Origin of the sequence: Bradyrhizobium retamae, assembly GCF_001440415.1 — a bacterium.
Taxonomy (GTDB): domain Bacteria; phylum Pseudomonadota; class Alphaproteobacteria; order Rhizobiales; family Xanthobacteraceae; genus Bradyrhizobium; species Bradyrhizobium retamae.
On record NZ_LLYA01000015.1, the window covers coordinates 1 to 8,569 of the forward strand.

Annotated in this window: 5 protein-coding genes and 2 pseudogenes; 1 reads left to right on the top strand and 6 read right to left on the bottom strand. The window is 57.3% G+C overall.

The window, feature by feature from the left end; all coding sequences use genetic code 11:
• Positions 1-49 precede the first annotated feature (49 nt).
• The 5 genes and pseudogenes from CQ13_RS45280 to CQ13_RS04850 all read right to left on the bottom strand — a co-directional run.
• Positions 50-243, bottom strand: a pseudogene (locus CQ13_RS45280) (transposase zinc-binding domain-containing protein); the annotation flags it as partial.
• Between the two features lie 23 nt (positions 244-266).
• Positions 267-551 carry a tyrosine-type recombinase/integrase gene (locus tag CQ13_RS46710; RefSeq protein ID WP_156433501.1) on the bottom strand — a complete coding sequence of 95 codons (285 nt, stop codon included), beginning with the start codon at positions 549-551 and terminating at the stop codon, positions 267-269.
• Between the two features lie 349 nt (positions 552-900).
• Positions 901-1,098 carry a hypothetical protein gene (locus CQ13_RS46715; protein ID WP_156433502.1) on the bottom strand — a complete coding sequence of 66 codons (198 nt, stop codon included), beginning with the start codon at positions 1,096-1,098 and terminating at the stop codon, positions 901-903.
• Between the two features lie 45 nt (positions 1,099-1,143).
• Positions 1,144-1,408 (bottom strand): annotated as a pseudogene (locus CQ13_RS46975) (ISAs1 family transposase); the annotation flags it as partial.
• 225 nt (positions 1,409-1,633) lie between these two features.
• Positions 1,634-2,824 (bottom strand): pyridoxal phosphate-dependent aminotransferase, encoded by a 1,191-nt coding sequence (locus CQ13_RS04850; protein WP_057841885.1) that lies wholly within the window; start codon positions 2,822-2,824, stop codon positions 1,634-1,636.
• Between the two features lie 1,924 nt (positions 2,825-4,748).
• Here CQ13_RS04850 and CQ13_RS04855 point away from each other — a divergent pair.
• Positions 4,749-6,158, top strand: coding sequence for an LLM class flavin-dependent oxidoreductase (locus tag CQ13_RS04855; protein WP_082637316.1), 1,410 nt, complete (start codon positions 4,749-4,751; stop codon positions 6,156-6,158).
• 525 nt (positions 6,159-6,683) lie between these two features.
• Here the strand turns inward: CQ13_RS04855 and CQ13_RS04860 are convergent.
• Entirely contained in the window at positions 6,684-8,204 is a 1,521-nt protein-coding gene (locus CQ13_RS04860; RefSeq protein WP_156433503.1) for an FAD-binding oxidoreductase, read from the bottom strand.
• Between the last annotated feature and the right edge of the window lie 365 nt (positions 8,205-8,569).

Consider the following 8,569-nt stretch of genomic DNA (forward strand, 5'->3'; position numbering starts at 1 on the left):
AGCGTGATCAAGTCGCCGCCAGCTCCCCATTAATGGATTTGCCCATAAGACAGCTGTTGTAGGCGACGCGAACCAGGCCGCAATCGTCGCACCGCTCGACGTGGTCACCGAACTCGCTGTGCGGCACGCTTCGATGGCCGCCATCACACGGCGCTGCTCGGAGGAGAGCCGAGAGCCCTGGGGGGCACGGTACGCGGTGCCGTGGCGGCGGAAGATGTCCGCCACCTCAAGCACGGACCGCATATGCGCGGCTCAGTCGGGTGGGATCACCTTGATGGAGAGCCGGTCGAATGGGCTGGCGGTGCGGGCGAGCAGATTGGTCCCAACCTGAGCATAGCGCGTGCGGTCGATCCCAGGTGGGCATGTCCGAGCAAGACCTGAATGATGCGGATGTCGATCCCGTCTTCCAGAGGATCGGTGGCAAACGAGTGCCGGAGCGTGTGAATAGTGATTGGCTTGGCAATCCGAGCCCGGCGGCGGGCGACCCCGCAGGCCGCCTGATGGCGGGGACGCTGACATGTCCACTTGGGTCGTTGCCTGGAAATAGCCACAGAGCCCGGCCGTGCGCGCGTCTAGTACGCACGCTGAATCTCCAGCAGCCGCGGGGTAAGCATCGCGTAACAAAGCCTGCCGCCCTTGTCGTTCTCGTAGCAACATTCGCTCGCTTTCGATCGAGCCCAGCTTCAGGCGGACGACCTCGCCAACCCGTAAGCCCGCCGCATAAGCCGTCGTCAGCACGACGCGATTACGCAATCCCGTAACTGCCTCCACGAAGCGCACGGTCTCTTCGGCACTGAGGACGAGCGGGAGTTTGTCGGGCTTCTGGCCCCCGATGATCCGCTCGAAAGCTTCCGCCTGCCCGAGTGTCACGCCGTAGAAAAACCGCAGCGCACCAGCGACCTAGTTAATGTGCGACCACGAACGCTTTTGGCTGATGAGATGCAGTTGATAGGCCTGGACCTGCTCGAAACTCAGGCGGTCCGGCGCATAGCCGAAATATCGGCTAAACTTTGCGATCGCATAGATACAGGATTTCTGCAGATTACGGACCGTCATGTCCTGGATCATGCGCTGGTGAAGAGGGCTCATCGTAGCCATCTGGGTCTCCTGTCTTGAGAGGGTAGTGCGAAGGCCAACATCCTCTCAGACAGGACACCTCAGTTCAGCAGGCTTGCCCCTACTCCGCGCCGCAGGTTCGTTCAATTCGTGGCCGGCTTCGTCGGAATCCGCAGCCGGGCGCACGAGCACGGCCAGGTTAGCCTATCCTTTATCTTTGCGATCGCGGGCGAGGTTCTCGTCGAGGGAAACGTCGAGAGGCCAGTGAAGGCCATTTTCGACGGCCAACGGGTGCGAACAATGCGCAAGACGTCTTTGCGCGGTAGGCTTGGCTCATTAGAAAGTAGCGCTCGGTCAGCGAATGTGTCACCGCGTCGCGGCATAGTATCATCTTTTCGACGGCAACAATGGTCGTTTCGCACGCCAAGTGCGAAGGTTACCGAGTGTGATGTACGGGAGGACCGTCTCATGATTGGATCGGCCTTGGCCGCGTGCTGGCCAGCGGCCACAGGTGCGACCCGAGCCGGGCTGCAAGAATGATGGCGTGGCTTGGAATGCCGGGCGTAGCGCCAAGGAGTCATTTCCACGCGTTCAGAGTTGCGGTCAAACGCCGCAAAGCTTTGTCAAGTAACACGAGATCGACACCGTAGGAGAGTCGGACCCCCGCGGGGTCGCCAAAAGCTGTGCCGGAAGCTGCTGCCACACCAGCGTCAAACAGCAATACGCTGACGACGTCATCGGCGTTGAACTCGCGGTCACGGGCATTGGCTCGCCGCTGCCATCCGCTGAAATCGAGGTAGAAATGAAATCCACCTTGGGCGGCAGGCTGGGGCACCAATGTCAGTGCTGAAAGGATCGGCAACCCGAGCGCTCGCGCGTTCGCAACCTGGCGCTGCAATTGTAGCTGGAAGACAGCATCGCCGCACTCCAGGTAATGAAGCAGGGCATGCTGTGCAATGAGATTCGGACAGCAGATTGTGTCGCTTTGTAACGCGTTAACTGCTCTGATGACGCTCTTTGGGCCGGCAAGATAACCGATCCGCCACCCGGTCAGGGCCAACGACTTGGAAAACGAATTGACGATCAAAGTACGATCCCGTGCTCTGGGCGCCACAGAGACGATCGGATGATGGACATGCGGAGCGTGGGCGAAGGCCCCGTAACATTCATCGAAGATGATCCAGAGATCGCGATCGAGAGCAAGTTGGGCAATACCAGAAAGAGTGACGCGGTCATATATCGTGCCGGTCGGATTGCTCGGTGTATTGACCACGATCGCCTTAGTCTTTGATGTAACAGCCGCGACGAGGTCCGTCAGCCTCGGCACATATTTGTTATTCCTGGTCTCTATAAAGACCGGCGTGCCGCCAGCAACGCCGATCTGGACCGGGAAAGTAGTCCAATAGGGCGCGGGGATCAGTACTTCGTCACCGGGATTAAGAAGAGTCATGGCCACATTGAAGAGCGCCTGTTTGGCGCCGCTCGTCACTGCGATCTCGTCTGCGGACCAAGGTTGAGCGGTCTCGGCGGAAATTCTGCGAGCAAGCGCATGGCGTAACTCCATCAGACCAACCGTATCGGTGCGGCGGTTGATGTTACGATTAATCGCGGCTATCGCGCCCTCGCGCAACGATGGAGCTAGGTCGCTGAAGATCTCTCCGGCGCTCAAATCGATGATTTGGTCGCCGCTCGCGGCAGCTGCTTCGGCGGCGGTCCACGCAGCGACGGTCCCTGACGATTTGAACAAGGCTGTCCGTTGAGCCAACATGAAAGCTCTCCGATCGATCCAGAATGTCGCCTGTAATCCCTACCACCGCGAGGCCGAGCCCCTGGAAATGGGCCCCGCTGTTAAGAGGAGACGAACGGGTGGTATCCTAGCTCTACTTCGGTGACTAGACAGCGTTGCGAAAGCTGAAGGAATCGGGCCAGGAGACAGTAGGAATGCACAGGTCGGCCCGCGTAAAGACTGCGGACCCATTCCATGACCTCAGGGAGAGCAAAAAAAGCGGTTCGAGATTGCTGTGGAGCGCGACGATAGGGGAAGCATTGCATAACGTTAGCCTCTCGAGAACGAGCATGTCGATGAGTGTATGAACAACAGTTGCCATCCTTCAGCGGTGTGCAGATATCGCCCTTGGGTACAGCCGAGTTCGTCGTATCTCAACAATTCGGAGAACTCGGCGAGCAAAGCAATATGTGGTAATATTAGCAATGCCTTCCTCAGGGATAATGCGACCGCAGACTTGCCGCAGTGCTTCTATTCCGCCTCTTATGGGGTAGCTGGCACAGATGTCCGTGGAGATAACTGGCATCACGACATGCAGAGATAGTTGTCTGATTGTGCTTCTTTAGAACCATTGGAACATGGATGGAATGCTGCCCCGTACTTGCGAATGAGACGATCTCCTCCGCGGTGCTCTTGCGCGAGTGAATGAGAATCGGGTCGACGCCCGTGGCGGTATAGACGCTAGCGCACACAATTTCTTAGTTCATTTCATCGCCGGAGACCAGTGATTCGATCAATACCTACGACGACCATGACTTCCGCGACGAACGTCAATATTAGGGAGCGGGTGTCGCTGACCGATACACGAGTTCATGTTCGGAAAGCACTTGCCCTCAACCGTGACGCCGTCAGGACGGAACTGACGGAGCTTTCGTACCAGCAGGCGCGCATTGTAAAAATTGCCGATACTGTCATCAATTCACTGTCGACGAGTAGGGGCGGTGCGGTCGAGTTGACGCCTAGACCAGGAGCTTTGGCGAGAACACGTTGTGGAGCCGATTGCATACCGAACGCCTTTCAGCTTCGTTTGACGTACGTCATGTTCATGATTCCGATAGGTGACATGCGCTTGTCGTCTAGATCAATTACCGGCGTTGGTAGTTGACCGGGGCGCAAATCATTGCATTCGAATCCGTCAATGATGACCTTGCGGTCATCTGCGCGTGTCGCCGAAGGGCTTGCCTATGTCGCGGCGGGCGTCGCATTTGATGCAGTCATCGACAGCGATCCGAGCAGGCTACGAGGGACAGCTGCCGCAACGGCGTCGCGCGCGCATCTTGATGTGCGGGACGATTAACAGCCGTTGTAGGACAGCGTCGCAGTTCGGAGTGGCGGCTCGAATTCATGATTCAGCCTCGGCAGCCGGTATCCCAATTAGAACGCATTGAGTGTGTTGTTTACGCATTATCTTGCTCGCAACCTGACGCTACTTTTCCAGATCGGCGTTGGTGTCAGGCGCGGCTAAATATTCGTTGCACTCGGGCACAGAGCCCGAACGCCGAACTCGGGATCAGATAGTTTGCGCCACGGTCAACTACCAACGCCGGCAATTGATCTAGACAACGGAAGCATGTCACCTATCCGTCGGGCGAACGTTGGGCCGATTATGGCTGATCAAGGAGCGCGGTATGGAACATCAACCACAGTCTGTGGTGGTTAGCGGCCCGGATCAACGCTCTAGCTCGATGCTTACGGCAATTATGCGTGCTCAGGTCCCCTACAGCTGCGTCCTCTCATCTCTCATGGAAGCGACCGCGCCGGAGATCCCGTTATTTCGTCCTCTCGGCTACCGAGATGCCAGCAGAGCTGTCTCAGCTTGAGGCTGAACCCGGTAACTCCGCCGGCTTGCGTCGGATTTAACTGATCGCGGCTGGAGAGGATAGTGCAACTTAAAAGGAGGTGCGGCATGCCGCGCAATGAAGATATGAAGCTCGGAGTGATGCTCCTTCAGGCGGGATACCACGAGGGTGCATGGCGCGATCCAAGCGTGCCAGCGAATGGCGGAATTGATGTCGACTATTACGCTCGTCTGGCAGCACTTGCCGAAAATGCGGCATTTCACTTCATATTTCTCGCCGATAGTCAAAGTGTAATAGATCACGCAACCATAGCTCGTACGAGCCGAAACGATGGTTTTGAGCCCATCACGCTGTTGTCGGCGCTTTCAATGAAAACACAAAAGATTGGCCTTGTCGGGACAGCGACGACGACGTACTACCAGCCTTATCACCTTGCACGCATGTTCGCCTCACTTGACCACCTATCGCGGGGACGTGCGGCCTGGAACATTGTGTCCTCTGGATTTAAGTTCGAGGCCGCGAACTTCGGCCAAGAGGAACTTCCCGACCATGACACTCGCTATGCTCGAGCGAGAGAGTTCGTAGACGTTGTCAAAGGTCTTTGGGACACGTGGGAAGACGACGCTTTCAATCGTGACAAGCAACGCGGTATTTTCGCTGATACCACAAAGCTGCACGTTCTTAACCACCGAGGGGATTACCTATCAGTCAGAGGCCCGTTGAACATCGCAAGGCCGCCGCAAGGGTATCCCGTGTTGGTTCAAGCTGGTGCATCCGATGCCGGAGTAGCGTTCGCTGCAGAATTCGGCGAGGTCGTGTTCACTGCCGCACCCTCTTTTGAGCACGGTAAACGGCACTACGGAACTCTTAAAGAGAAGGCGCGCGCACTTGGGCGTAAGGACGATGAGGTTCTAGTCATGCCGGGCATTGTCCCGATCGTTGGAAGGACTAACCAAGAAGCGTCTGAGAAACTGCAAAGACTCCATTCGTATATGCACGATGACGTTCTAATTGGATTGACCAATCGTTGGCTCGGGCATGTAATCGACGTGCGTTCGATAAATCTCGACTCGTTGGTCCCGGAGGCGTTACCGCAGACAAATTTCATCCAGAGTCGCCAGAAAGTGCTACTCGACTTGGCCGCACGCCAGAAGTTTACCTGGAGACAGCTGATCCGCTTGGTATCGGACAGTCGTGGCCATCTCATGGTTGTGGGAACGCCGAGCGAAATTGCTAACGTCATGGTGGATACATTCGATCAGCGTGCGGCTGACGGATTCAACATATTGCCGCCGACCTTTCCCGGCGGACTAGAGGATTTCGTTGAGCTCGTCGTTCCCGAATTGCGCCGACGAGGCAAATTCAGAGCAGGATATTTAGGAGAAACACTAAGAGAGAATCTCGGTCTCAAGCGGCCACTCAATCGGTTCACGCAGGCGGGTGTAAGCAGTTGTCCACATGCCGGTGGGAAGCCGCTTGACTCGGCCGACTCGTACCTCTCGCGCGGAGAAGTATAGGCGTCTTCGATGGTCCTTTAGACGGACTGCTGAAACGTCGGCGAGCGGGACTCTGATCCTGGCCGCCTTGGCTGCATCTCCTTGGTCCTCATCTCAGCGATCGCCGCCAACCGCGGCATTTTTGATGCGCGCCTTGCCCGATGAGTCTTCAATCGGAATTGGATGGCACGGCGAAGATGGAGAATGGAAATGTCGGCCGCTTCTCGTGCCGAGCCTTAACTTGTTGCTGCTGCGCATCGGACAGAAAAATCCGGATCACCATCGGTCAGCCTGGCCTCGAACATCCGTCGGCAAGTAAGGTTTGATCCGTTGACGACGGCGCGCGACTAGCGGAGCCGGGCAAGCGCTGAAGCACGCTGCCCTCTGCGGTTGTCCCGACAACTACCGACAGCGCGGAACTCTCGCCTCGCGTCGTCTCACTTGTATGATCGATTTAATGATTCTCCAAATGCCAGCGCAACCGTTCTCTGGTAAACTACATTTCGACCCATCCGACTGAGATGCCCGCGTTGTCCGCACATCGTCTCACATCGTGAAAATGCGTCCCGGATTCAGGATACTGTTCGGGTCGAGCGCGCGCTTGAGCGTTCGCATCGTTTCGATTTCCTCCTGTGTCCGACTCATCTTTAAATACGGCCGCTTCACGACGCCGATGCCGTGCTCCGCTGAGATCGACCCGCCGAATTCACTGGTAGTCTGATAAGCAAGCTTCTCTAAATCCTGCCGCCTGTCAGGCGTGTGCTCGTGATGCAGATTGACATGCAGGTTACCATCGCCGGCGTGACCGAAGACGATCGCGAACGCGCCGGGGTCGATCGCCTTAATGCGCGCGCCGATTGCCTTCACATATTCCTCCATCCGGTCGATGGCGAGACTGACGTCGAGAGCGATACGTGCGGCATAAGGAAAGGTGCGGGCAAGTTCCAAGCTGGAATCGCGAACACGCCATATCGCTGCTGCGGATGCATTCGATGTCGAGAGCGTCGCGTCAAGGATTATATTCTTGTGCATTGCCGTCTCGAGCAGTTTCTCGAGATCAGCGTGGATACGATCGGTGTCGTCACCGGAGGCCTCGATCAGAACATAATAGGGATGATGGGCCCGCAGCGGCCCGACCACGCCCTCCACGCGCTCGACGGTGAGGCGGTAGTACTCGTTCCACATCACCTCAAATGCGGTCAGTTCTCCGCCGAGGTGTTTTCGCGCCAGCCCCAGGATTGCGATAACTTGTGCAAAGGAGGGCAGGGCGCAGAGCGCCACTTGCCGCTCCGCAGAGGCGGGAAAGATACGCAAGGCGGCTCGCGTGACCACGCCGAGAATCCCCTCGCTGCCGATGAAAAGCTGCTTAAGGTCGATGCCGGTGTTATTCTTGATGTATTTGCGCAAGCCCTGTAGCACTGTGCCATCGGCGGTAACGACTTCGAGGCCGAGGATCAGGTCGCGCGTCATGCCGTATCGAATCACGCGATTGCCGCCGGCATTCGTCGAGATGTTGCCGCCGATGGTGCAGCTACCGCGCGCGCTGAGATCAAGTGGGAACATGTAGCCTTCCTGCTCGACCCGCTCTTGGACCTTTTGCAGCGGCGCGCCGGCCTGCGCAATGGCTGCGCCTGACGAGGTATCCACCTCCTCGACCGCATTCATGAGTTCCATCGACAGCACGATTTCATTCGCGTTCGGCAGAGCGCCGCGCACCACCCCTGTCATCCCGCCCTGCGTCGTTACTGGCACTTGTTCACGGTGACAAAGCCGAAGCAGCGCCGAGACCTCTTCCGTCGTCCTTGGACGGACGACCGCTCGTGGCTGGGCGACCAGCTTACCCGCCAAATCGTGGTAGTAACGAGAGCCGATGTCCGTGCCGGTCAGCACCGAGCCTTTGCCGAGTGCTTCGCGCAATCGATTGATGAAGCCGTCAGTCGTGTCCCCTTCAAAGCCGAGTTGTGGGTCAACCATCGTGAACGACCTTCTGTTGAAAAGCTGCAGCGACGTTGTTGGTCGGCGCGGTGAAGTTCCCGTTTGATGTTCGCCGCTCCGGCGCTGCCACAAATCTCGTCAGCGCATTTATGATTCGTCACGGCAACTGCCGGAAGAACCCCACCGCTTTCGCGGTGGGTTCTCTCTCTCATTGTAGCAATCGGCGTGCCACTCGCGGAATCTGATGCGCGCCTTGCTTGACGAAAGAAACACACGCATACCCCCCAATGTTGCTGTGGAGTCCGCGCCGCTCTTGTCAGCTTTCTGACACCAGGGTCTTCAAGCGAACCTGATGGCACGAGCCAGATGGAGGTAGATGATCCTAATCGTCTCGTACGGAGCTCGAACGGTTGCTTGAGGATAGCCCGCTCTACGCGCCCTCCCTAGTCTTACTGAGTCAGAGTGTCGCGGTCTTTGTCGACAGGAATCATATATTT